General features: G+C 60.4%; 22 protein-coding genes. 9 read left to right on the top strand and 13 right to left on the bottom strand.

Translation table 11 applies throughout. The features are described 5' to 3' along the window. Window positions 1-88: 88 nt before the first annotated feature. The 4 genes from ICA15_RS27235 to ICA15_RS27220 form a co-directional block, all read right to left on the bottom strand. The gene (locus tag ICA15_RS27235; protein ID WP_210555154.1) at window positions 89-1,453 is read right to left on the bottom strand and encodes a glutamine synthetase family protein; all 1,365 of its coding nucleotides are present in this window, start codon (window positions 1,451-1,453) and stop codon (window positions 89-91) included. Window positions 1,454-1,955: 502 nt separating this feature from the next. After that, window positions 1,956-2,855: a bestrophin family protein gene (locus tag ICA15_RS27230; protein WP_047300729.1), complete on the bottom strand. Its 900-nt coding sequence runs from the start codon at window positions 2,853-2,855 to the stop codon at window positions 1,956-1,958. 35 nt (window positions 2,856-2,890) lie between these two features. After that, entirely contained in the window at window positions 2,891-3,889 is a 999-nt protein-coding gene (moaA, locus tag ICA15_RS27225; RefSeq protein ID WP_047300730.1) for a GTP 3',8-cyclase MoaA, read from the bottom strand. 316 nt (window positions 3,890-4,205) lie between these two features. Beyond that, on the bottom strand, window positions 4,206-5,057 hold the full coding sequence (locus ICA15_RS27220; protein WP_210555155.1) for a CAP domain-containing protein: 852 nt from the start codon (window positions 5,055-5,057) through the stop codon (window positions 4,206-4,208). 199 nt (window positions 5,058-5,256) lie between these two features. Here ICA15_RS27220 and ICA15_RS27215 point away from each other — a divergent pair, with 199 nt between their 5' ends. Next, window positions 5,257-5,877, top strand: a complete 621-nt coding sequence (locus tag ICA15_RS27215) for a cell wall hydrolase (RefSeq protein ID WP_210555156.1) — start codon at window positions 5,257-5,259, stop codon at window positions 5,875-5,877. Here ICA15_RS27215 and ICA15_RS27210 read toward each other — a convergent pair. After that, entirely contained in the window at window positions 5,874-6,761 is an 888-nt protein-coding gene (locus ICA15_RS27210) for a LysR family transcriptional regulator (protein ID WP_210555157.1), read from the bottom strand. The two genes, ICA15_RS27215 and ICA15_RS27210, sit on opposite strands and share 4 nt — an antisense overlap. A 103-nt stretch (window positions 6,762-6,864) precedes the next feature. On the opposite strand from ICA15_RS27210, the gene ICA15_RS27205 reads away from it, so the two are divergent. Beyond that, on the top strand, window positions 6,865-8,277 hold the full coding sequence (locus ICA15_RS27205) for an MFS transporter (RefSeq protein ID WP_210555158.1): 1,413 nt from the start codon (window positions 6,865-6,867) through the stop codon (window positions 8,275-8,277). Window positions 8,278-8,428: 151 nt separating this feature from the next. Here ICA15_RS27205 and ICA15_RS27200 read toward each other — a convergent pair whose 3' ends face one another. Beyond that, window positions 8,429-9,142 (bottom strand): murein L,D-transpeptidase catalytic domain family protein, encoded by a 714-nt coding sequence (locus tag ICA15_RS27200; RefSeq protein WP_150618168.1) that lies wholly within the window; start codon window positions 9,140-9,142, stop codon window positions 8,429-8,431. 151 nt (window positions 9,143-9,293) lie between these two features. Between ICA15_RS27200 and ICA15_RS27195 the strand changes: the two genes are divergently transcribed. Then, window positions 9,294-10,910: a murein L,D-transpeptidase gene (locus tag ICA15_RS27195; RefSeq protein ID WP_210555159.1), complete on the top strand. Its 1,617-nt coding sequence runs from the start codon at window positions 9,294-9,296 to the stop codon at window positions 10,908-10,910. Between the two features lie 3 nt (window positions 10,911-10,913). Here ICA15_RS27195 and ICA15_RS27190 read toward each other — a convergent pair whose 3' ends face one another. The 4 genes from ICA15_RS27190 to ICA15_RS27175 all read right to left on the bottom strand — a co-directional run bounded on the left by ICA15_RS27190 (window position 10,914) and on the right by ICA15_RS27175 (window position 14,351). After that, window positions 10,914-11,429, bottom strand: a complete 516-nt coding sequence (locus ICA15_RS27190) for a DoxX family protein (protein WP_210555160.1) — start codon at window positions 11,427-11,429, stop codon at window positions 10,914-10,916. Window positions 11,430-11,818: 389 nt separating this feature from the next. Beyond that, window positions 11,819-12,436: a DNA-3-methyladenine glycosylase family protein gene (locus tag ICA15_RS27185; RefSeq protein WP_210555161.1), complete on the bottom strand. Its 618-nt coding sequence runs from the start codon at window positions 12,434-12,436 to the stop codon at window positions 11,819-11,821. 1 nt (window position 12,437) lies between these two features. Continuing rightward, a complete protein-coding gene (locus tag ICA15_RS27180; RefSeq protein ID WP_150605151.1) occupies window positions 12,438-13,235 on the bottom strand; it encodes an isocitrate lyase/phosphoenolpyruvate mutase family protein in 798 nt (265 codons plus the stop codon). Window positions 13,236-13,268: 33 nt separating this feature from the next. Then, window positions 13,269-14,351, bottom strand: a complete 1,083-nt coding sequence (locus ICA15_RS27175; protein WP_150605150.1) for a bifunctional transcriptional activator/DNA repair enzyme AdaA — start codon at window positions 14,349-14,351, stop codon at window positions 13,269-13,271. Window positions 14,352-14,530: 179 nt separating this feature from the next. On the opposite strand from ICA15_RS27175, the gene ICA15_RS27170 reads away from it, so the two are divergent. The 4 genes from ICA15_RS27170 (at window position 14,531) to ICA15_RS27155 (ending at window position 18,821) form a co-directional block, all read left to right on the top strand. Continuing rightward, complete coding sequence (locus ICA15_RS27170) at window positions 14,531-14,944, top strand: VOC family protein (protein WP_210555162.1); 414 nt, start codon at window positions 14,531-14,533, stop codon at window positions 14,942-14,944. A gap of 232 nt (window positions 14,945-15,176) precedes the next feature. After that, on the top strand, window positions 15,177-15,791 hold the full coding sequence (locus tag ICA15_RS27165) for a biliverdin-producing heme oxygenase (RefSeq protein WP_210555163.1): 615 nt from the start codon (window positions 15,177-15,179) through the stop codon (window positions 15,789-15,791). Next, a complete protein-coding gene (locus ICA15_RS27160) occupies window positions 15,788-18,025 on the top strand; it encodes an ATP-binding protein (protein ID WP_210555164.1) in 2,238 nt (745 codons plus the stop codon). Before ICA15_RS27165 ends, ICA15_RS27160 begins: the two co-directional genes overlap by 4 nt. Window positions 18,026-18,233: 208 nt before the next feature. Further along, window positions 18,234-18,821 carry a LysE family translocator gene (locus tag ICA15_RS27155; protein WP_150605145.1) on the top strand — a complete coding sequence of 196 codons (588 nt, stop codon included), beginning with the start codon at window positions 18,234-18,236 and terminating at the stop codon, window positions 18,819-18,821. Between the two features lie 99 nt (window positions 18,822-18,920). On the opposite strand, the gene ICA15_RS27150 is transcribed toward ICA15_RS27155, so the two are convergent. Together ICA15_RS27150 and ICA15_RS27145 are read right to left on the bottom strand one after the other, a co-directional pair. Continuing rightward, complete coding sequence (locus tag ICA15_RS27150) at window positions 18,921-19,754, bottom strand: AraC family transcriptional regulator (protein ID WP_210555165.1); 834 nt, start codon at window positions 19,752-19,754, stop codon at window positions 18,921-18,923. Window positions 19,755-19,789: 35 nt separating this feature from the next. Next, window positions 19,790-20,293 carry a VOC family protein gene (locus ICA15_RS27145; RefSeq protein WP_150618176.1) on the bottom strand — a complete coding sequence of 168 codons (504 nt, stop codon included), beginning with the start codon at window positions 20,291-20,293 and terminating at the stop codon, window positions 19,790-19,792. Between the two features lie 144 nt (window positions 20,294-20,437). On the opposite strand from ICA15_RS27145, the gene ICA15_RS27140 reads away from it, so the two are divergent. Continuing rightward, entirely contained in the window at window positions 20,438-20,830 is a 393-nt protein-coding gene (locus tag ICA15_RS27140) for a GFA family protein (RefSeq protein ID WP_210555166.1), read from the top strand. A 569-nt stretch (window positions 20,831-21,399) separates the two neighbouring features. Here the strand turns inward: ICA15_RS27140 and ICA15_RS27135 are convergent. Next, on the bottom strand, window positions 21,400-22,230 hold the full coding sequence (locus ICA15_RS27135; protein WP_150618178.1) for an alpha/beta fold hydrolase: 831 nt from the start codon (window positions 22,228-22,230) through the stop codon (window positions 21,400-21,402). 262 nt (window positions 22,231-22,492) lie between these two features. On the opposite strand from ICA15_RS27135, the gene ICA15_RS27130 reads away from it, so the two are divergent. Beyond that, entirely contained in the window at window positions 22,493-22,948 is a 456-nt protein-coding gene (locus ICA15_RS27130) for a (2Fe-2S)-binding protein (protein ID WP_007965305.1), read from the top strand. The last annotated feature ends 6 nt before the right edge of the window (window positions 22,949-22,954 follow it).

Genomic DNA, 22,954 nt, shown 5'->3' with positions numbered 1-22,954 from the left:
AGCGATAGCGGAGTGTCAGTCACCAGAGATGCTGAAGGTGCCGACCCCATCGCTGGCAAGCCAGCTCCCACAGGTTGCAGTGGTGTAATCAGGCCTCGGTCAGATACCACCGCCAATCCTGCTCACCCACTTCAGCCATGAATTGCCGATATTCGGCACGCTTCACCGCCAGATACACCCCGAGAAATTCCTGGCCCAAGGCATCGCGTGCCCACACCGAATTTTCCAGTGCCTGCAACGACGTCAGCCAATCGGTTGGCAGCAATTCCTTGGCTTGCGCATAGCCGTTGCCCTCAACCGGCGCGCCCGGATCAAGGTTCTCCCGAATGCCCCGATGGATGCCGGCAAGAATCGCCGCCGCCGCCAGATACGGGTTGGCGTCGGCGCCGCAGATGCGATGCTCGATGTGCCGGGTGTTGGCCGGGCCGCCAGGTACGCGCAGGCTGACGGTGCGGTTGTCGACGCCCCAGGTCGGCGCCAGTGGCGCGTAGCTGTTGGCCTGAAAGCGTCGGTAGGAGTTGGCGTTCGGGCAGAACAGCAGCAGCGAATCGAGCAACGAGGCGAGCATGCCGCCAATCGCCGTGCGCAGCAGCGGCGTGCCGGCCGGGTCTTCGGAGGCGAACAGGTTGCGCCCCTCGCCATCGGCGAGGCTGACATGCATGTGCATGCCGGTGCCGGCCAGATCATCGAACGGCTTGGCCATGAATGTCGCCTGCATGCCGTGCTTGTGCGCCACGGCTTTGACCAGTCGCTTGTAGCGCACCGCCTGATCCATCGCCTCCAGCGCATCGCCGTGTTCGAGGGTGATTTCCACCTGACCCGGTGCGTATTCCGAGATTGCCGTACGCGCCGGAATGCCGTGCAGTTTGCAGGCGCTGTAAAGGTCGGCGAGGAACGGTTCGATCTGTTCCAGCTCGCGCAAACCGTAGACTTGGGTATGTCGCGGTCGACCACCGTCAGCATCGAGTGCCGGTTGCGGACGACCGTTGTGATCGCGTTTGGCGTCGAGCAGATAAAACTCCAGCTCGCAGGCCATCACCGGGTTGTAGCCCTCGGCCTTGAGGCCGTCGATGACCTTGATCAGTAGGTGTCGCGGGTCGGCAATGCTGGCGGGCATGCCCTCGGTCGGGTGCATGCTGACCTGCACTGCAGCGGTCGGAATCTTGCGCCACGGCAGGCGCACCAGACTGCCTTCCAGCGGATAGGCGCGGCAGTCGATATCGCCGACATCCCAGACCAGGCCGGAGTTCTCGACGTCCTCACCCTGCACGGTCAGACCGAGGATAGTGCTGGGTAGCGGGCGACCGCTTTCATACACGGCGAACAATTCTTCGCGGTGCAACAACTTGCCGCGCGGCACGCCGTTGGCGTCGAGGATGAACAGCTCGATCATGTCGATGTCGGGGTTTTGTTCAAGGAACAGGCGTGCGTCTTCAATGGCTGCGAATTTCATGGCAAACACTCACGTTGGCGCCGCACAGGCGCGCAGGTTCAGGCCGGACGCGGCGCGAGAATAGGCGCGGGCGTCCTGGCAGGGAATATCAGGGAGCAGGGGGCTGTCGCGGGTTTTAAACGGGCGCGATCAGAGCGTCCGGGCGATATCCGGCGGGCGTGCGGAGTGACGCAGCTTGGAACGGCGCAGGGCCATGGGGAGATTGACGATACGATTCATACGCCGCCCCTGTGAGAGAGGGCGCGCTGAGTAGAGACGGTCAACGATTCTGGTTGTTGTAGTGACGTGCTCATAACGCATGTTTCCGTTGGCGGAAAACGTCGGCGGCGGGACTGACCCGTCGACCGGTGTGCCCGGATAGTAAGGGGGAATCTGCGGGCGTGTAAACGACTGTTTCCGGGATGCGCTGTGACCGGTTACTCAGCGCAGCAGACGAACGCCCGGTCTCACGGAGACGCAAACGATCAACATGACATGGCTCCCGCGCTTGGGAACGGGGTGATCAGCTCAGGACATAATCGACCGGCTTCAGCGGCGGCGGAAGATCCGCCACGCCGAGTTCGGCGAGAATGTCGCGCTCGATCGTGCGCACCAGCGCGTCGGTCGGCAGATCATTCTCATCGCGGCCAAACGGGTCTTCCAGTTCATCGGCAATCGCGTCCAGACCAAAAAAGGTGTAGCTGACAATCGCGGTAAACAAGGGCGTCAGCCAGCCCAGCGGTTCGGCCATGGCGAACGGCAGCAGAATGCAGAACAGGTAGATCGTGCGGTGCAACAGCAGCGTGTAGGGAAACGGCAGTGGCGTGGTTTTGATTCGCTCGCACACGGCTTGCGCTTGCGTCAGGCTGGTCAGGTGATTGGCCAGCAGCATGTAGCGCCACTCGCTCAGCTCACCGTTTTGATGCAGATCGGAACACTGCTGGCCGACCTGTTGCAGGATCCGCGCGCTGTAATCCGGCACCCCCGCATCGTGTTTTGGGGTGATCCACTGACGGCTGGCGTCGGCTTCACTCTCCTTGCGCAACCGCGCATTGAGCGCATGGGCAAACCCGCACAGGTTGAGCAGCAGCGGTTTGCGTTCTGCGGATTCGCGGATGACATGGGTTTCGCGGATGACCGACCGAATGTGCACGATCACCTCACCCCAGGCCTTGCGTGCCTCGTACCAGCGGTCGTAACAGGCGTTGTTGCGAAAGCTCATGAAGATCGACAGCGACAAGCCGAGCAAAGTGAACGGCGTGGCGTTGACCTTGGTGAAACTGCTCGGATGAAGGATTTCGACCAGCACGATGGCCGAGGCCAGCAGCGTGACCATCAAGGTGCGCAACGCGATGCGCTTGGCAATCGAGCCCTTGAGGGTGAAGAGAATGGCGAACTGGCTGACCTTGGGTCTGATGATCATGCAGAGCGGTCCCGATAACGCAGGAAAGCGGCGGATCAGCCGCCGGTCATGTTCATGAAGCGTACGACCTGGACGTCGTCGTTGATTTCGAAATTATGCCGATACGGTTTGATTTTCATCGCCTCGATGATGGCGTTCTCCAGACGTTGCGGATGCCCCGGATGAGCGCGCAGCACTGCTTTCAAATCCACCGAATGTTCGTTACCCAGACACAGTAGCAGACGACCTTCGACAGTGAGCCGCACCCGATTGCAGGTGCCGCAGAAGTTGTGGCTGTGCGGCGAGATAAACCCCAGGCGAATCTGCGGAGCTTCGGCCAGACGCCAATAGCGCGACGGGCCTTGAGTCGATTCCGTAGAGTCGATCAGCGTGTAGCGCTCGGCGATTTTTTCGCGGACCTGCACGCTGGAAAAAAACGACTCCGCGCGGCTGTGGTCGCTGATGATCCCCAGTGGCATTTCCTCGATGAAAGAAATATCGAGCTGACGGTCGATGGCAAAACTCACCAGATCATTGATCTCGTGATCGTTGCGGCCCTGCATCACCACGCAGTTGAGCTTGGTGCGGGTGAAACCGGCCTGGCGCGCGGCATCGATGCCGTCGATCACTTGCGCCAGATCGCCGGTGCGGGTCATCTGCTTGAAGCGCTCGGGATCGAGGCTGTCGAGGCTGATGTTCAGGCGCTTGACCCCGGCGTCGAAAAGCGGCGCGGCGAGTTTGCCCAGTTGCGAGCCGTTGGTGGTCAGGCACAGTTCACGCAGGCCGGGCAGCGCGGCGATCTGTTCGCACAACTGCACCACGCCGCGACGAATCAGCGGCTCGCCGCCGGTGAGGCGAATCTTGCGGGTACCGAGCGCGACGAAGCTCTGCGCCAGTTGAAAGATTTCTTCCAGCGTCAGCACTTGCTGGCGCGGCAGAAACTGCATGTCTTCAGCCATGCAGTAGACACAGCGGAAGTCGCAACGGTCGGTCACCGACATGCGCAGATAGTCGACCCGGCGGTTGTGAGCATCGATCAGGACGCGCTCTGTCATGACTGCCTCGCAGTATTGAAACCGCTGATGAACGGGTTTGGACGGGCAGGGTAGGCGTAACTGCCACAGGCGTCCAATCAGTGAAAGTTAACGGCTGATTGATCGCGTCGATGATCAAGTGTGGGAGCTGTGTTGGTCGAAAATCCGTGAACACCGCAAGACCCTGTGGGAGCTGGCTTGCCAGCGATGAGGGCCGCACAGTCGACATTGATGTTGGCTGACCCACCGCCATCGCTGGCAAGCCAGCTCCCACACATTTTGTGGTGTGCACAGAATCAGTACACATCACCGAACATTGCAGGCGTGAGCCTGAGGGTTATTGCGCACCAAACATCGCGGTCCAGTAAATCCCCGCATCGCTTTTCGGATCGGTCGCATAAGCGGCCCCCAGTTCCTTGTATTGCGGGTTCATCAGGTTGGCGCAGTGGCCGGGGCTGGCGAGCCAGCCGTCGACGACTTTACCCACGGTGTCTTGGCCGGCGGCGATGTTTTCGCCAACCAGTTGCCCGCTGTAGCCCGACAGCTCAGCGCGATCGCCGGGGGTGCGGCCGTCGCGGTCTTTGTGGTCGAGGTAGTTTTTGTTGGCCATGTCGCGGCTGTGATCCTGAGCGACAGTGCCCAAGGTCGCATTCCACGCCAGCGGTGCGGCGGCGGCAAAGGCCTGGCCGCCACACTGGCGTGGCTGGCTGCGTGCGGTGTTGAGTTGTTCGAGCAATTTTTGCCCTTCACTCTGCGCGTCGCCAAGTTTGGCTGACAGCAGCGGCCGCGCCAGCACAATGCGCCAGTCGCGATCGGCGCGGCTGACGCCGACATCGACAAACTGCGGATCCAGCACCACCTGACAGAAGCTCTCCTGAATCGCCTTCATCGCCGACGCTGCATCGCGCGGGCCGTTAAGGGTGATCGCCTGTACGTTGACCATCGGGTAACTGGCGCTGGCCATGGCTTGCTGCAGATTGACGGCGCCGCTGGCCGGCAACCTCAGGCGTGGATCAGCCGACAGGGGCGGCAACTCACTGGACGCCTGCGTGCCACAACGTTGCGGCTGGCTGCGATAGCTGTTGATCGACTCGATCAGTTGCAACTCGTCGGTGGCCAAGGCCGAGGCGGCAAACATCAGGCCTGCGGACAGCGCGGCAAATCGCAAAACGGACGGCATGAAGCGCATGGAATTCTCCCTTGAGCTGAATGCGCACATGATGCGCGAAACGCCCCCGGTGGGTGCAATGTCTTTTTCTTCAGTCGACGGTTTTTTCTACGGAACGCTGTGCGCGATTTCGCCGTCTACACTCAGCCAAGACCCCGGGATCCGGGCGTCTCCCCGACGTAACACCTTGCCCGCACCGGGCCCTGCCGGAAGAATTCACATGGGATTGAAATGGTTGGCTGGCTGTTTCGCATTCACTCTGTTGGCCAGCGCTGCCTGGGCCACCGATCAAGCACCGATCAAAGCCAAGGCTGAAGAGAAAGCCCAGGTGCTGGAAGAAAAAGCCGCCGATAAAGTCAGCGCGGCACCGGCGCCGAAATCCGAGGCGATCACCCCGAAGGAAGTGCAAGCGGTAGACCCTGCCGGCGCCGCGCCGCTGGATGATCCGATCACTTGTCTGGCACGCAGCATCTACTGGGAAGCCAAAGGCAAGGACACGCCGGAAATGGAAGCCGTGGCCAGTGTGGTGATGAATCGCCTCGGCCACGAAGGTTTTCCAGACACGGTGTGCGCCGTGGTCAAGCAAGGTTCGGAAACCAGAAGCTGCCAGTTTTCCTGGTGGTGTGACGGGCGCCCGGATCAGGTCCAGGAAGACGCCGAGTACGCGCTCACCAAGGAAGTTGCCGGCAAAGCGCTGAACCGTCAGCTCAAGGATCGCACCAACGGCGCGCTGTATTTCCACGACCGCAACGTCCACCCGAGTTGGGCCAGGGAATACCGGAAAACCGCCGAGACGAAAAAATTCCTCTTCTATAAACCCGCCGGCGGCGATGCGCGCTAGGCGCAGACTTCCCGCACGCAATCGCGCAGCCAGCGATGCGCAGGGTCCGCATCCATGCGCGGGTGCCAGAGCATCGACACGCTGATCTGCGGCATCTTCAACGGCAGGTCGAAACTGTGCAGGCCCGTGCGCAGTTTGCTGGTGTGACGCTCCGGGACGGTGGCAATCAGGTCTGATTCACGCACCAGCGTCAGTGCCGCCGAAAACCCGCCGAACGACGTGACGATGTCCCGTGTCAGTCCGCACTCGAGTAGCGCTTCGTCTACCGGGCCGCTGCTGCGCCCGCGCCGCGACACCAGAATATGCTGGCCTGAGGCAAAGCGTTTGGCGCTGACTTTGCCTGCGCTCAAGGGATGGCCCTCACGTACAACACCGATCCAGTGATCGTGAAACAGGATGCGGCTGTGCAGCGTCGGGTCGGTGCTGTCGTCGACCACACCGGTCTCCAGATCTACCCGGCCTTCGCGCAGCAGCGTGCTGTCCTTGTCGGCTTTCTGCAAAAAACGCAGACGCACGTTGGGCGCCTCGGCGGCAATGCGGGCGAGCAGGGCGGCAGCGAAGGTTTCAACAAACCCGTCGGTATTGCGCAAGGTGAATGTGCGTTGTAGCCGGGCGGGATCAAGCACTTGCGCGGGGCGCAAAACCGCCTCGGCTTCCTGCACCAGGTGACTGACCCGTTCGCGCAATGCCAGCGCGCGCGGCGTTGGCACCAGGCCTCGACCGGCGCGCACCAGCAAAGGATCTCCGGTGGTTTCGCGCAGACGGGCCAGGGCACGACTCATGGCCGAAGGGCTCAACCGCAGGCATTTGGCGGCGCGGGCGACGCTGCCTTCACGCAGCAGCACGTCGAGGGTGATCAACAGGTTCAGATCCGGCGTGGTCATGACATGGCGTTCCATGCAGGTATTGAGTGCAAAGCATGCGTCTTGCGCCTTGTATTGTCCAGGCTCAGGCTATGGCGCATGTCCTTTGTACAGTGAGCACACCATGCCCAGACAACCCCTCAATACCCAAGCCCGCTGGGCGCTGACCAGTCTGGCGTTGTCGATGTTGATGCCGTCGCTGGACACCAGCATCGCCAACGCCGGGTTGCCGACACTGGCGGCGGCGTTTGATGCGACGTTCCAACAGGTGCAGTGGATTGTTCTGGCGTACCTGCTGGCAATCACCACGTTGATTGTCAGCGTCGGACGTCTGGGCGATGGCTTTGGTCGGCGGCGCTTGCTGTTGATCGGGATAGGCATTTTCACCAGTGCTTCATTGTTTTGCGCGCTGGCCCCGGGGCTTGGCTGGCTGATCGGCGCGCGGGCGGTGCAAGGCGTTGGCGCAGCGATCATGTTTGCGTTGACAGTCGCACTGGTCGCCGATGCGGTGCCCAAAACGCGGGCGGGCAGTGCGATGGGGTTGCTGGCGACGATGTCGGCCACCGGCACCACCCTCGGTCCGTCGCTGGGTGGGTTATTGATGGCGCATGTTGGCTGGCAATCGATATTTTTACTCAACGTGCCATTGGGACTGCTCAATGCGTGGCTGGTGTACTGCTATCTGCCCGCAGATCGGGCCGCAGGGCCGCGAGTCGCGTTTGATTATCTCGGCAGCGGGGTGCTGGTGTTGACGCTGGCAACCTATGCGCTGGCGATGACGCTTGAGGGTTTCACGCTGACGTTGCTGTTGATCAGCCTGTGCGGCGCGGGATTGTTCATCGTGGTCGAGATGAAAGCCAGGGCACCGCTGATTCGCCTGTCACTGTTCGCCGATCTGCGCCTGAGCGGCAGTCTGGCGCTGACGTTGCTGGTGACGACCGTGATGATGACCACGCTGGTGGTCGGGCCGTTTTACCTGAGTCGCGGTTTGGGTCTCAGCCACACCGTGGTCGGGCTGGTGTTGTCGGTTGGGCCGTTGCTGGCTGCGCTCGGTGGCGTGCCGGCCGGACGGCTGGTCGATCGTTTCGGCGCACAGCGGGTGGTGCCGGGCGCCTTGCTCGGGATGGTTTGCGGTTGCGGGTTATTGGCGCTGCTGCCGATGAGTTTCGGATTGCCTGCCTACGTGTTGCCGATGACGGTGATCGCCGGCAGTTACGCGCTGTTCCAGGCGGCCAACAATACCGGGCTGATGGCAGCGGTCAGTCAGGACCAGCGCGGCGTGGTATCGGCGCTGCTCGGGCTGGCCCGCAATCTGGGATTGATCACCGGCGCGGCGGCGATGGGCGCAGTGTTTGCCGTGGCCACCGGCAACCCGACCCAGGCGCCCGCCGCCGTCATCGGCAGTGGCATGCACATCACCTTCGGCGTTGGCACGGCGTTGATGGTCATGGCCCTGATCATCAGCCGAATGCAGATCAGCGGCAGGATTGAGCCTGCTGGCGATGGCATTGGTACAGCCAAAGCATCCGGTGACTGAGACTGCCTGGGCCGAAAAATTATGGACACCACAAATCCCTGTAGGAGCTGCGGCACGCTGCGATCTTTTGATCTTGATCTTTGAAAAAGCTGAATCAAAAGATCGCAGCCTCGTTTCACTCGACAGCTCCTACAGGGGATTGAGTAGGGTTTTAGCTGGCGTGGGTACTGATGATGCTCGCCACTTGCTGCGGCTGGCAGTTGAGATACGGCGACTTCCTCAGCCAGCGCTGATCCGGGTACCACGAGAACATGAACTGGCCGTTTTTCAGTTTGTCGATCACCTGTTTCGCAATCTGCGGGCGGACGGCCGGGCAGCCCTGGCTGCGACCGATGCGGCCCTGACGCTTGCTCCACAACGGATTCACGTAATCGGCGGCGTGAATGACGATAGCGCGATCACGCGCCAGATCATTGAAGCCGGGCTCCAGACCATCCATGCGCAGCGAGTAACCATGAGTGCCGCTGTAGCTTTCCTGGGTGCGGAACAAGCCGAGGCTGGACTGATAGCTGCCTTCGACATTGGAAAACTGCGTGGCGAAGTTTTCCCCGGAGTTGGAGCCGTGGGCGACCAGATCGCGCAGCACCAGTTTTTTCCGGTTGAGGTCAAAGATCCACAGTCGGCGTTCGGTGGACGGCTGCGAATAGTCGATGATCGCCAGGTGGCGGGACGGCTTCGCACCGTTATTGACCGCACATTGCATGGCGCTCAAGGCACCTTTCAGCGCTTGGGGATTGAGTTCTGGCGCGGCGTGCGCGAGGCTGGTGAAGAGAACCGGCGATGGTTTGCCGGCGGCAAAAGCTGGACTGGTCACGGCGACAAGGGTCGCGGTGGTCAGCAGAAGTCGGCGCAAATACGTCAACATTTATAAAGTGTCCTCAACTTGCTACTTATTTGGCACTTTGGCTCCTGACGTCCAGTCGTAACCTGCAAGCCCGAAGTTCGAGCCTGACTGTTCAGCGCACCTGATGTAAGGTTGGCCATCATCAAGGTGGCCATGGATTGGAGTAAAGCAGTTGTTCAAAAAGTACGCATGCTACTTGAGCATTTGTTTGCTCGCAGCGCCGTTTGTCGCTTGTGCCGATGAATCACTGCCGCCGTTGCAGACGCTGCCGACGCCTCCTGCCGAAATGCCGGTCGAGTTGCAAAGTCCATTGCATGCCGTATTGATCGGTCTGCCGCAGACCTGCCCTGCGCTCGCAAAGCAGCTCAGCGGCCCGTCGTTGCAACAGTTGCAAACCTTCTATCAGCAGCAGGACTGGATGCCGGTGTGGGCCAGCGAATCCGGGCGATTGCAGGCCTTGCAGGCGCAATTGCCTTTGTTGGCCGACGATGGCCTCAGTCCGCAACGCTATCCGGTCGCGATCACCGCGCCGCAGGATGGCGAGTTGTGCGCCGATATCGACATCAGCCGCTATTACCTGCAAGCCCTGCAGGATCTGCATTACGGCCGTCTGCTGCAATCGCACTTCGAGCCGTTGTGGCATGCCGATGACTCCCAGCGTGATCGTCAGGCCGAGCTGCTGGCGATTGCCGTGCCGGGTATGCATGACATTCCTGCTGCGTTCGACCTGGCCCGTCCGCGTCTGGCGCAATATCAGAAACTGCGCCAGCTCTACGCCGCACAACGGCTCACAGCCTTGCCGAAATGGCAGTCGGTGGGCAGCGGGCCGCTGTTGCGCCCGTCCATGGAAGACAAACGCGTGCCGGAACTGGCCCAGCGCTTATACAGCGAAGGCTATCTGAGCCACGCGGTCGGCACCACCGACATTCTTTACGAAGGCGCGTTGGTGGACGCGGTGAAAAGCTTCCAGGCCAATCATTCGTTGCAGGCTGACGGTGTGGTCGGGCCGGGGACGATTGCCGAACTCAACATCAGTCCGATGGCCCGCCGCGAACAGCTGCGGGTCAACCTGGAACGCTTCCGTTGGCTGGCCCAGGACATGGAACCCAATGGTTTGCTGGTCAATGTCGCAGCGGCGGAACTGACTTTGTATCAGGGCGGCGAACCGGTCTGGCAGACTCGCACCCAAGTCGGCCGTGCCGAGCGCCAGACGCCGCTGCTCAAATCCCGCGTCACGCGGCTGACGCTGAACCCGACCTGGACCGTGCCGCCAACCATCTGGAAGGAAGACAAACTGCCGGAAATCCGCAAGGACCAGACCTTCCTCAGTCGGCATAATCTGCAAGTGCTGGATGCCAACGGTCAGCCGTTGGCAGCCGCAGACATCGACTGGGACCACCCCGGCAACATCCTTTTGCGCCAGGACGCGGGGCCACGTAACCCGTTGGGGCAGATGGTCATTCGCTTCCCCAATCCGTTCTCGGTGTATCTGCATGACACGCCGAGCAAGGCGCTGTTCGAAAAAGGCCCACGGGCGTTCAGCTCAGGCTGCGTAAGGGTCGAGCACCCGATGCAACTGCGCGATCTGTTGCTCAGCCCTGCGGAAAGGGCGCGCACCGACACCTTGCTCGCCACCGGCACCACCCATGAGTTTCGCTTGTCGGCGCCGGTGCCGATCCTGATGACCTACTGGACGGCGCAGGTCGACAGCGCCGGTCACGTGCGTTATTCGCCAGACATCTACAGTCGTGACAATGCCTTGTTGGTGGGCCTGGATCGCGCGCATTGAGGTTCAGCGGTCGCGGCGATTCCACAACACCCGCGCCAGCCACGCATCAATGCTCAACTTGCCGGCGCCGGCGAATACCAGCGGCACCAAAGCTGCCAGGTAAATCGCCGGCAGCTTGAAGTTGCCGAAGCCTTTGTTGGTGATCGCGTAACCCTGCGCCAGTTCGCCCAACGACGACCAGTCGGCGGGCCAGTGCACGGCGGCAGTAGCGACGACGGTCACCACGATCAGCGAAATGGCCGAGATTCGCGTGCCGAAACCGATGAGAATCGCCAACGCGCAGATCAGCTCGGCCCACATCGACAGTTCCCAGTTCAGCGTCGCCGGCAGGTGATCGAATGGGAACGGGAATTTGTCCTGAATGTCTTCGAACCAGTTCTGCCCGTTGAACTTCTCAAGCCCCGACTCGAAAAATTCCCAGGCGATAAACACGCGCAGGGTCAGCGGCGCCAGCCAGGCACCGGCGCGGTCAAGGTTCAGGTGCAGGCCTTTGACGGCGCTAGATAGGGTGGTGGTCATGGGGAATCTCCGGTGGATCGGGTGAGTGGGATCGACCGGGTGATTTGAGCGTTGGGGTGTATCGTTGGTGTGTCGCCACTGTGCGGATTTGTGCATTGGACGTGTCTGCCGCCTGTCGGTACACAGTGCGATACAGTCCACCGCATTCCCCTGTAGGAGCTGCCGAAGGCTGCGATCTTTTGATTTTGTCTTTAAAAAAACCAAATCAAAAGATCGCAGCCTTCGGCAGCTCCTGCATTGGGGTAGTGTCTGGTCTTGGAACATGTGCGGAACGTGTAGACGCCATCGCTGGCAAGCCAGCTCCCACAGTGTCTGGCGGCGAACACAAGTTTTCCATCCGACACAAAACCTGTGGGAGCTGGCTTGCCAGCGATGAACGATGATGCGGTCTACAGCTTGGGCACCCGCCACAAATACCAGGCCGCCACCGTCCGATACGGACTCCAGCCCAAACCAATCTCAACCATCTGCTTACGGGTCGGCTGCACCTCTAACCCCTTCAACCGTCGAAACCCCTCGCGCACGCCAAAATCATCCGCCGGCAGGATATCCATCCGCTCAAGGCTGTAAATCAACAGCATCTCCACCGTCCAGCGCCCGACCCCGCGCAGGCTGACCAGTCGCTCGATCAACGCTTCATCATCCGTCGCCAACGCCGTGGCGTAATCCGGCACCACGCCATCCAGCGTCGCTTGGGCGATCCCCTGAATCGTCGCAATCTTGCCCGCCGAAAACCCACAGCTGCGCAATTGATCAAACCCGGTGGCGAGGATTTGCTCCGGTCGCGGAAACGATTGCCCGGGAAACAACCCGACCAACCGAGCGACAATCGCATCTCCAGCCTTGGCATGCAGTTGCTGATAGGCAATCGCCCGCACCAGCGATTCGTACGGGTCGCGCGCCGGATGCGGTTGATGCAGGCAAGGGCCGACAGCGGCGATGTGTCGTTGCCAGTCGGCATCGAGCGCGGCCAGAAATGAGCTGGCCGCCTGATAAACATCGGTCATGTTATTTCAGCAAACCGTTGACTTCGCCGTAGGTGAACCCCTTCAGGTCGTGGGTATCGAGTTTGCCGCTGGTGAGGAAACTCTTCATCAGCCCACCCATTGCGCCGTACAGGAATTCAGCGATGCCGGAGCCCGCGCTCAATCGGCGCACGCCCAGCGCTTGCAGCTCGGACGGCGAGGGCAGACCGGCGAACCCCAGCACATTCACTGGCAATGAAGTGCCCTTGCAGATCGCTTCGATCTCGTAGGCTGCCGTGACGCCGGCGGCGAACAAACCATCGGTGCCAGCCGCTTGATACAGCGCGGCACGGCGCAGCGTTTCGGCGACGCGATCTTCGGCCGGCACCAGAGCGCGCAGGTAGACGTCGGTGCGCGCGTTGATGAACAACTTTACATCGCGTTTGTTGGCGACCGTTCGGGCCAGTTCGATCTTGCGCGCCAACAGGTCTGGATCAGCCGAGCCGTCTTCGATGTTGATCCCGACAGCGCCGGCCGCGATCACTGCATCGAGTACTTCGGCAACGCGCCCGAGGTCATCGGAATAACCCGCCTCGACGTCTACGGTCAACGGTACGTTGATCACCCGGACGATCGATTCCACGGTCGAAATCAGCCGTTCGAGAGGCAGGGCGTTGCCGTCCGGATAACCATGCGCCCAAGCGACTGCAGCGCTGCTGGTGGCGACGGCGTTGCCGCCCAGCTGTTCGACCAGTCGTGCACCGGTGGCGTCGGCGACGTTGGTCAGGATCAGCAAGTCCTGTTGGTGCAACTGGTGAAACCGAGTGTCGAGCGCGTCCATCGAAATTCCTTTTTTGCAGGTTGATTCAAGTCGTCAGAAAGCCAGTTGTTGCGTGAGCTGTACGGCGGCGTTTTCCAGCCTCAACAGGAACGCCTTGCGCGGCTGACCTCCACCATAGCCGGTGAGCGAGCCGTCCGCGCCGATCACCCGATGACAAGGCACCACAATCGATAGCCGATTTTGACCGTTGGCCAGGCCCACCGCGCGACTGGCGCCGGGTTTGCCCAAGCCTGCGGCAACGGCGCCGTAGGTGCTGGTGTGACCGTAAGGGATTTGCTGCAGGGCCGACCAGACTTGCCGGGCGAACTCACTGCCGGGCAGGTGCAAGGCGACGGTAAACGCGGTCAAGCGGCCGGCGAAATACTGCGCCAGTTCACGCTCGATCTGCTGCAAATGCGCGTTATGCCCCGGTGCGACCACGTAGCCATAGCGGTTTTGCAATTCCTCGACTTCCCGGGTCAATGCCGGCCGGTCGAGGAACTCCAGCAGCACCAGACCGCGTTGTTCAGCCATGGCAATCATCGGCCCCAGCGGCGTGGTCAGTCGGGTAAACAACAGCGGCTCACTGTGGGCGGTGCGGCCCGGGGTGATGTGGAATGACTTCTGAAAGGCATCGCGAAACCCGCTGAGCGATTCATACCCGGAATCGAACGCCGCGTGGTCGATCGAAGTGCCTTGCTTGATCCCGCCCAGTGCCATGCCCAGGCGCCGGGTGCGCAGCCAGGCATGAAATGTCATGCCGAAATGCTGCTTGAACCAGCGCCGCAGCTTCAGCGGTTCGATGCCTTCGGCGAGCAATTGCGCATCGCTCCAGCGCAGCTCGGGGTCCGCGTCGACGGCCGCGAGCAAACGCTGTACCCAGTCCGGCGCGATGGCCGCAGCGTCCAGCGGTTTGCAGCGCAGACAGGCGCGGTAACCGGCGCTCATGCATTCATCGGCATGGGCGAAGAACTCGACGTTCTCCGGTTTCGGTTTGCGCGCCGTGCAACTGGGACGGCAGAAGATCCCGGTGGTTTTCACGGCCGTGAAGAACACGCCTTCATAGGCAGTGTCGCGTTCGAGCATGGCGCGAACCATCTCGGCGTGGGGCGGCAGGGCAGCGGTTTGTATGTTCATGGGGTGAGAGTAAAACCAGATTCTCGATGGCTCCACCGAAAAATCGACAATGAATTCCGGCTAACGCTGAACTATTGTAGGAGCTGCCGCAGGCTGCGATCTTTTGATGTTGATCGTGAAAAAACAAGATCAAAAGAACGCAGCCTGCGGCAGCTCCTACAGTTTGTTGAGGTCTGCCCATGCATCCGTTTGTAATTCAGCACATTGATCACATCGTCCTGCGCGTCGCCGACTTGCAACGCAGCATCGATTTCTACGGCCAGGTGTTCGGTGCTGAAGTGGTCAAGCGCAATGAACCGCTGGGGCTGGTGCACTTGCGCGCCGGGACGTCGATGATCGATCTCGTTGACCTTGCGGGCGACATCGGCCGCCAGGGTGGTGGGGCGGCGGGTGCGGAGGGGCGCAACGTCGATCACTTCTGCCTGCGCATCGAGCCATTCGATGAAGCGGCGCTGATCGAGCATTTGCGGGCGCACGGCCTTAGCGTGGAAAAAGCCGCCACCCGCTTCGGTGCCGAGGGCAACGGCTTGTCGCTGTACTGTTTCGACCCGGATGGCAATCAGGTCGAACTCAAAGGTCCGTCGCAGGCTTAAGCCCGTTTCGCAGGCCCATCCAGTCAGGCGGTGCTGTCGCGGTACAGCAACCGCAGGTGCGTCAAGTCGGGTCGAACTTTTTGCGTCAGAAGGAACTCTGAAATGTCCGAGGGCTGTGGTTTCGTTAGAAAAAACGATCTGCGCGGTCAGAAATGTCGTTTGACGTGTAAAATTTCACGCGACGTTTTTACACCCCGAATGGCCCCAGGCGGCCTCACCAAGAGCGACATACATGCAAGCAAAGGCCCGTGAGGTTTATGTGCCACCGGTGCTGCAAGATTTGCGGGCCGGTACTGCCGAACTGCACATCGCACTGGAAAAACGCCTTCCTTTTTTCTCCGATACGCTCGATATACCTGCTTTTGAGCGCTTGATGGCGGCCTATCACGGCTTCTATTTTCCGCTGGAAAGCGCATTGCAGCGCAGTGGTTCAGTCCCCGACGATTTCGACCTGACGCCACGCCTCAAAACCTCGACATTGCGCGGCGATCTGCAAGCGTTGGGGTTAGCGCCCGCTTCGCTGGAAAACCTGCCGATCTGCGATCAGTTGCCCGTGATTGATTCGAGCGCCGCGTGCCTGGGTGTGCTGTACGTGCTCGAAGGCGCAACCCTCGGCGGACAGATCCTGCGTCGAGAAATCTCCGCACGGTTGGGCCTTGAAGCAGACAACGGCGCTGCCTTCCTCGATGTCTATGGCGCTGCCACCGGCCGTCGCTGGCGCGAATTTATCGAGTACCTGGGCAATCGCCCGATGGACGCCGATGAGCGCGAAGCCGTTGTGATCGCGGCGCAAACCACATTCAGTTGCTTCGAGCGCTGGCTCGATTGCCAGGAGGTATTGGCATGAACCCGCAAGACAAGAAAGATTTTGAAGAGCTGCTGGCCAACTGTGCTGACGAGCCGATCCGCTTCCCCGGCGCAATCCAGCCTCACGGGTTGCTGCTGACGTTGAGCGAACCGGCGCTTGAGATCATTCAGGTCAGCGCCAACGTCGAAACCTTGCTGGGCCGTGCGCCAGAGGCGTTAATTGGCCAGCCATTGGTGGATTTGCTGGGTGAAGTGCACACAGCACAGGTGCGTGAGGCCTTGCAGCAAGCGGCGTTCTTCGACGCGCCGCGGTTGTACCTCCACCTCAATGGCACCGCGTTCGAGGGGTTGCTGCACCGACATCAGGGCGTGTTGATTCTTGAGCTGGAGATTCACGTCGAAAACTTCCAGCCGCGCAACGTCGCCGGCAATCAGACAAACCTGGGGCGCATGCTCCAGCGTCTGCAAGCGGCCACGACTTTGCAGGCGCTGTACGACATCAGCGTCAAGGAAATCCAGGCGATGACCGGTTACGACCGGGTGCTGATCTATCGTTTCGAAGAGGAGGGCCACGGTCAGGTCATCGCCGAAGCGTCCGATCCGTCGATGGAAGTCTTCAACGGCCTGTTCTTCCCGGCCTCGGATATTCCCGAGCAGGCGCGCGAGTTGTATCGCACAAACTGGCTGCGCATCATCCCCAACGCCGACTATCAACCGGTGCCGCTGGTGCCGAAGTTGCGTCCGGATACGCAGACGCCGCTGGATCTGAGTTTCGCGACACTGCGCAGCGTGTCGCCGATTCACTGCCAGTACATGAAGAACATGGGCGTGCTGTCGTCGATGAGCATTTCCCTGCTCAAGGGCGACAAGCTCTGGGGCTTGATCAGTTGCGGCAACCGTCAGCCGCTGCATGTACCGCATGAATTGCGTATCGCGTGCCAGACCATCGGCCAGGTGCTGTCGCTGCAGATCAGCGCGATGGAGGCGCTGGAGGTCAGTCGCCAACGTGAAGAGAAGGTCGAAGCGTTGGCGCTGCTCAATCAGGCAATGATCGATTCGCCGCAAAATGTCTTCGACGGCCTGGCCAATCAGCCACAGGTTCTGATGGCGCTGGCCAATGCCGGCGGTGTCGCAATCATTGAAGACAAGCAGTTGCATCGTTACGGCAACTGCCCGGAACCGGAAGAAATCCGCGCCCTGCACAAATGGTTGCAGGACAGCGCTGAGCCGGTGTTCGCCAGTCACCATCTGGCCAGCGTTTATCCACCCGCCGCGCAGTTTCCCCAAGTGGCCAGCGGCGTACTTGCCATGAGCCTGCCGAAACCGGTGGACAACGGCGTGCTGTGGTTCCGGCCGGAAGTGAAAGAGAACATCAACTGGAGTGGCGATCCGCGCAAGCCGCTGGATCTGGAAAATTCTGATGCGGGCATGCGCCTGCGTCCGCGCACCTCGTTCGAAATCTGGAAGGTCGAGATGGCCGGGATTTCCGCCAAGTGGAGCCATGGCGACTTGTTTGCGGCCAACGATTTGCGTCGTTCGGCGCTGGAAAACGATCTGGCCCGTCAGGTACGGCGTGAGCAGGAGGCCGTGCGTGCCCGCGATGAACTGGTGGCGGTGGTTTCCCACGACCTGCGCAATCCAATGACGGTTATTTCGATGCTCTGCGGCATGATGCAGAAAGCGTTCAGCTCCGACGGCCCGCACACCTCGCGGCGAATCTCCACGGCCATCGACACCATGCAACAGGCGGCCGGGCGTATGAATACGCTGCTGGAAGACTTGCTGGACACTTCCAAGATCGACGCCGGGCGCTACAGCATCACACCGCAGAAACTCGACGTCAGCCAGATGTTCGAAGAGGCGCAAGCCTTGCTCGCGCCGCTGGCGCTGGACAAGGACATCAGCATTTCCTTCGCGGCTGATCCGGATCTGCGCATCCATGCCGACCCGGAGCGGCTGTTCCAGGTGTTGTCGAACCTGGTGGGCAACGCCATCAAGTTCACCCCGCGTCTCGGCACGGTGGGCGTGCACGCGAAATCAGTTGGCAATCAAATCGTCTTCACCGTGCGCGACAGTGGCGAAGGTATTCCCAAGGAACATCTGCCTCACGTGTTCGACCGTTACTGGACGGTGAAAGAAGGTAATCCGACTGGCACCGGCCTGGGTTTGTACATCAGCCAGGGCATCGTCGAGGCTCATGGCGGCCGGATCTTCGCCGAGAGTGAACCGGGGCAGGGCAGCGAGTTCCGCTTCACCGTGCCCCGCCTCGACTGATCCAATTGCCTGCACTTCGCCCCTGTAGGAGCTGCCGAAGGCTGCGATCTTTTGATCTTGATTTTAAAAAACAAAGTCAAAAGATCGCAGCCTGCGGCAGCTCCTACAGGGGTTAGTCGTTTCAGTTTCAGGGTGATTTTCTTCAATACCGCAAATAAGACGCTGGTTACCTTGAGCACCTTGTTCCTCGATTTGAAGCAGGTGTGCGATGAGTCTTGTTCTTTCGATGGCGGCGTTTGCCTTGGCGGCGTCCATTACTCCCGGTCCGGTCAACATCGTGGCGCTGAGCTCCGGTGCGCAGTTCGGCTTTCGCGCCAGTCAGCGACATGTCGCCGGGGCGACGTTGGGGTTTGTGCTGTTGCTGGTGCTGATGGGACTGGGCCTGCACGAAATCCTCAAGCTCTGGCCATTCATGACCCGCGTGGTGCAACTGGCCGGGGTGGCGTTTCTGCTGTTCATGGCCTGGAAGCTCGCGACCGATGACGGGCAACTGAATGCCGGCGACTCGGGGCGTGCGCCATCCATGCTCTATGGCGCCGTCATGCAATGGCTCAATCCGAAGGCCTGGCTGGCTTGCGTCGCCGGCATGGGCGCGTTTGTTGCTGATGGCGAGGCACGATTGGTCTGGCAGTTTGCGGCGGTGTATCTGGTGATCTGCTATGTATCGGTGGGCTGCTGGGCGTATGCCGGTACGTTTTTGCGTGGGTATCTGGGCAATCCGGCGGGGATGCGCCTGTTCAATCGGCTGATGGCGGGGTTGTTGGTGGTGAGCGCGGTTTATCTGTTGCTGCCGTAGTTTGCTTGAGGATCAAAAGATCGCAGCCTTCGGCAGCTCCTACACCGATCCCTGCAGGAGCTGCCGAAGGCTGCGATCTTTTGAATTTAAACGACCCGGTCAGCCGCGATACTGGCCGGGCGTCGCCGCCAGATGCTGCTTGAACGCCCGTTGGAAATGCGCCTGATCGGCAAACCCCGCCTCTAGTGCCACATCGGCAATCAACTGCCCGTTGCGTAACCGCTCGCGAGCGAACTGGATGCGTTGGTTGACCAGAAAAGCATGGGGCGTCATGCCGAAATGTTGCTTGAAGGCGCGGATCAGGTAGGACGGTGACAGCTGCGCCGCGCGACAAATGTCATCCAGGCTCAGCAGATCGGTGCAGTGTTCACGGATGTAGTCGGCGGCGCGTTCAAGCTTGAAGTTCGGTTCGCGCAATGGCGGTTGCGCCGGGTTCAGGCGCAATTGCAGATCGCTGAAAAACTCCACCGCTGCGCTCTGTTTGCGCAAGACATCCTGCTGGTTATCGACCAGTACCTCATACAACCCGTTGAGATCACGGAACAGCCCGGCGTCGTCGAGATGGGTGGTCGCGAAACGCCGGAACTCAAGCTCGGCGGCAAACCCCAGTTGATGCTGCAAGTCCGTCAACCACGGTGTCTCGACGTAAAGCATCACGTACGACCACGGCTGATCATCGATCGGATTGCACGCATGCACATCCCCCGGATTCATCAATACCACGGTGCCCGCCGCCACCTCGAACTGCGCCTGTTCATGCACATACGTGCTGCGCCCGGCAGTGATCGCACCAATGGAAAAATGCGCGTGGGAATGCCGCGCGTAGCACACCTCGCGACCATCGGCGATGGCCCGCGCTTCGATGAACGGCAGGGCCTCATCTCGCCAGAAGCGCGGGGCTTTTTCAGGGTTTTTGGCGGCAGCGTGTTTCATCATCGTCCTTCCCGGCGGGCCAGCGTCCGAGTGTATTAGCTCCGGCCGGCAAAGGCTCGTTCCAGTTCGGCGATGTCGAGTTTTTTCATCGTGAACATTGCCTGCATTGCCCGTTGCGACTTGCTGGTGTCCGCATCCAGCATCATCTGCATGAAGGCCACCGGCACGATCTGCCACGACACGCCAAACTTGTCCTTGAGCCACCCGCATTGCTGGGCTTCTACGGGGCCTCCGGCAGAAAGGTTGCCCCAGAAATGGTCGACTTCTTCCTGATTCTGGCAGTTGACCTGGAACGATATGGCTTCACTGAACTTGAACAGCGGCCCGCCATTGAGCCCGGTAAAGGTATGCCCATCGAGTTCAAAACTGACGGTCATCACGGCACCTTCCGGCTGCCCGTGAAACTCCTGGCCGACCTTGCTGTAGTGGGTCAGACCGGTGATTTTCGCGTGATCGAAGATCGAGCAGTAGAACTTCGCGGCGGCTTCAGCCTGATTGTCGAACCACAGGCACGGGGTGATTTTTTGAAAGCGTTGCATGGCAGTCGTCCTCGGCAGGTAAGACATGCTGGATTAACAGCGTAGTCAGTCCTTGGTCGATTAGTGGTGCCGTAGATCGGTTTAAACTGGCTTGCGGGAATGTGTTTACGCACGGTACACACAGGTGAACAGAGGAGACCCACCATGGACCGATTCACTGGCGGCTGCCTTTGCGGCGACATCCGTTTCGAAGCTTCAGGCCAGCCCTATCGCGTGGGGCTTTGTCACTGTCTTGACTGCCGCAAACGCCATGGAGCGTTGTTTCACGCGTCGGCGATTTTTCCTGAAAGCGCAGTGACGGTTACCGGCGAAACGCGTGACTACAACGGGCGGTTTTTTTGCCCGCGCTGTGGGTCTCCGGTGTTTACGCGTTCGGCTGATGAAGTTGAGGTGAACGTGGGATCGCTTGATCAGCCTGATCAATTGAAACCCACTTATGAGCTCTGGACGATTCGGCGTGAGTCCTGGTTGCCGGCGCTGCCCGTTGCTCACCATTACGAGCGGGATCGAGAGAGTAGCGGGCGTTCTGAGGATTAGTCGGTGACAGGTCAATTGCAGGCTTTTAGCTGAGCTTTTTTGGGTTTATTTGGGTGTATATCCGTTTTTTTGGTGATGGCTTCTTAGGGTTCCGCCCTTACGGCGGGTCACCTTTTCCAAACGCCGAAAAGGCAACCCAAAAGGCTTTGCCCTGACGTTCGGCCCGCTCGCTGGAGCTCGGGGTTCCTTCGCTCCGTGATCCATCCGGGGCATCGCCTCCGGTTTGCTTCGCTGCACCTCCTCTCGATGTTTCCCCCCGGATGAATCCCGGAACGAAGCCTGCCGACGGGCCATTTAGATCAATAGCTGCAGCCGAGCTAACGCTCATCCTGTGGAGTGGTGGAGGAGCAGAGCGGGGCGGTGTGTTACTTGTTTTGCTTTTTTGTGGGAGCCAGCCTGCTGGCGATGACGGCCTGATAGTTGGCCAATCTCGACAAAATGTACTCAAACCTTGTGGGAGCTGGCTTGCCAGCGATGAGGCTGGCGGCCTCGACATCGATAGTGCCTGACCTGATGCCATAGCTGGCAAGCCAGCTCCCACAGGGTCGGGTGTGTGGCTCGCGCAATGATCACTCGCGAATAAACGCCAACAAATCAGCATTAATCGTCGCCGCCTCAGTCGTCGGCATCCCGTGCGGGAATCCCGGATACGACTTCAACGTGCCATTTGGCAGCAATTTCGCCGACAAAGGCCCCGAGTTCTCATAGGGAACAATCTGGTCATCTTCGCCATGCATCACCAGTACCGGCACGGTTACGCGCTTCAAATCCTCAGTGAAGTCGGTCTGCGAGAACGCCACGATGCCGTCGTAATGCGCCTTCGCGCCGCCAATCATGCCCTGACGCCACCAGTTGGCGATAACACCTTCCTGCGCCTTGGCCCCCGGTCGGTTGTAGCCGTAGAAAGGGCCGCTCGGTACATCCCGATAGAACTGCGCGCGATTGGCCGCGAGTTGCGCCTGCAAGTCGTCGAACACCGATTTCGGCAAACCACCCGGGTTGCTTTCAGTCTTGACCATCAGCGGTGGTACCGCGCTGATGATCGCGGCCTTGAGGACTTTGTCCTGGCCATGGCGAGCGATGTAGTGGATGACTTCACCGCCGCCGGTGGAGTGGCCGACGTGCACGGCTTTTTTCACGCCCAGATGGTTGACCACCGCCAGCACATCATCGGCGTAGTGATCCATGTCGTGACCGTCCCAGACCTGGCTCGAGCGTCCGTGGCCACGGCGATCATGGGCAATCACCCGAAAGCCTTGCCCCAGAAAGAACAGCATTTGCGCATCCCAGTCATCGGAGCTGAGCGGCCAGCCATGGTGAAAGTGAATGACCGGGGCGTCCTTCGGTCCCCAGTCCTTGTAGAAAATTTCGACGCCGTCTTGGGTGGTGACAAATCCCATGTTCGCTACTCCTGACCAATGTGGAGGGGCGACCCGCGAGGTGTTCGCGAATCGGTTCGCTGGTACGCGTGTTGCGGTGGCGGCGCAGTGCGAGCCGTTATCAACTGTAGGATTAAAGACGACATGTGCATGACCGGTGGTCGCAACATCTGGCTTGAAGCGCAATTTAGGCTTTGCTGAAAGGGATAAGCCGAGGCGCGCGCAGGCTTTTATGGCCGCAGTGACGCCCCTTCAGAACACCGTGAGTCTGAGGAAAACCCCGATGCTGACTTTGAATATCAATGGCAAGGATCAAGAGCTCGATGTCCCCGCGGACATGCCGTTGCTCTGGGTCCTGCGCGATGTCGCGCACCTGACCGGGACCAAATTCGGTTGCGGCATGGCGCAGTGCGGCGCGTGCACCGTGCATGTCGATGGCGCGCCGCTGCGTGCCTGTATCACCCCGGCCACGGCCGTCGCCCACGGGCAGAAAATCCTCACCATCGAAGGCTTGTCCACGGATGGCTCGCACCCTGTGCAGCAGGCCTGGGCCGAACTCGATGTGGTGCAGTGCGGTTACTGCCAGTCCGGGCAGATCATGTCGGCCGCTGCATTGCTGGCGAAAATCCCCAAACCTACCGACAGCGATATCGATCAGGCGCTCTCCGGCAACATTTGCCGCTGCGGCACCTACCCAAGAATTCGCGCAGCGGTCAAACGTGCGGCCGAGATCGGTTGAACCCGA

The sequence above is a fragment of the Pseudomonas sp. P116 genome (assembly GCF_020149425.1).
GTDB classification, from domain to species: domain Bacteria; phylum Pseudomonadota; class Gammaproteobacteria; order Pseudomonadales; family Pseudomonadaceae; genus Aquipseudomonas; species Aquipseudomonas anatoliensis.
Note: the sequence above shows the minus strand (reverse complement) of the source record. Positions and strands in the feature narration are given on the sequence as shown.